The 1,658-nt window shown below is 40.0% G+C and carries 1 protein-coding gene; it reads left to right on the forward strand.

The features are described 5' to 3' along the window. Positions 1-162 precede the first annotated feature (162 nt). Positions 163-1,658, forward strand: a 1,496-nt coding sequence (gene scpA / locus VNJ50_RS02355) for a methylmalonyl-CoA mutase (RefSeq protein ID WP_414652857.1), incomplete at its 3' end; no start/stop codon positions are given.

Raw genomic sequence — 1,658 nt, forward strand, 5'->3', positions numbered from 1 at the left:
ATCCTTTTATCAAAAAAAATCCAATTAAAACTTTGATTGAACCTATTATCGGAAAGCGTTTGGCGGAAACTGTGGAACAAAAACGATTGGAAGATGAGTAGAAAAAATTTACAGCATATTGAATTAGAGGCAAGTCAAATGGAAGATGATGAAAATCTATTGATGGATAAGCACTCTCGACTTGAAACTTTAAACGAGAAACCAGAAACTTTTCAGACTGCCGAAGGCATATCAGTTTTGCCCTCTTACAGCTTCGCTGATTTAAAAAATGTTGAACACCTGAATTTTATTGCCGGAATAGCCCCTAATTTACGAGGACCTTATTCCACAATGTATGTGCGCCGCCCTTGGACCATTCGTCAATATGCAGGATTTTCAACGGCTGAAGAAAGTAATGCTTTTTATAGAAGAAATCTGGCCGCAGGACAAAAAGGACTATCTGTAGCTTTCGATTTGGCAACGCATAGAGGTTATGATTCCGATCATGAACGCGTGGTTGGTGATGTGGGTAAAGCTGGTGTTGCCATTGATTCTGTTGAGGATATGAAAATTCTTTTTGATCAAATTCCTTTAGATCAAATGTCGGTATCCATGACCATGAATGGCGCTGTTTTACCAATTATGGCATTTTATATTGTAGCAGCAGAAGAGCAAGGTGTGAAAATGGAAGCGCTGGAAGGAACTATTCAGAATGATATTCTCAAAGAATTTATGGTTCGGAATACCTATATATATCCACCAACGCCTTCGATGAAAATTATAGCCGATATTTTTGAATTTACCAGTAAAAATATGCCGAAATTCAACAGTATCAGTATTTCTGGATACCACATGCAAGAAGCTGGTGCAACTTGCGATATTGAATTGGCATACACCTTGGCTGACGGATTGGAATACATCAGAAAAGGACTGGAAGCAGGAATGGATATCGATACGTTTGCACCGCGTTTGTCATTCTTTTGGGCCATTGGGATGAACCATTTTATGGAAATTGCCAAAATGCGAGCCGCCAGAATGTTATGGGCGAAAATGGTCAAACAGTTCCATCCAAAAAATGATAAATCGTTGTCATTGCGTACGCATTCGCAAACTTCAGGATGGAGTTTAACCGAGCAGGATCCTTTTAATAATGTGGCTCGAACTACCATTGAAGCAGCTGCTGCGGCATTTGGTGGTACGCAGAGTTTACATACCAATGCCTTGGATGAAGCCATTGCATTGCCAACTGATTTTTCTGCACGAATAGCCAGAAATACGCAATTGTTTTTACAATTGGAAACCCAAATTACAAGAACGGTCGATCCTTGGGCAGGAAGCTATTATGTTGAAAAACTGACGCACGATATTGCTCAAAAAGCTTGGGAATTGATTGAAGAAGTCGAAGCACTTGGCGGAATGACCAAAGCCATTGAGGCTGGTATTCCAAAAATGAGGATTGAAGAAGCTGCTGCTCGCAAACAGGCGCGGATTGACTCAGGTCAGGATATTATTGTCGGCGTTAACAAATACCGATTGGAAAAAGAAGATCCGATTAGCACGCTCGAAGTTGATAATCAAACTGTAAGAGCGTCGCAAATTGAACGTTTAAATAGAATTAAAGCTGAAAGGAATCAAGAAAAAGTGAAGAAAGCCTTACAGAATTTGACTGAAGCTGCAAA

This window comes from Gelidibacter sp. (assembly GCF_035577925.1).
Lineage (GTDB): Bacteria > Bacteroidota > Bacteroidia > Flavobacteriales > Flavobacteriaceae > Gelidibacter.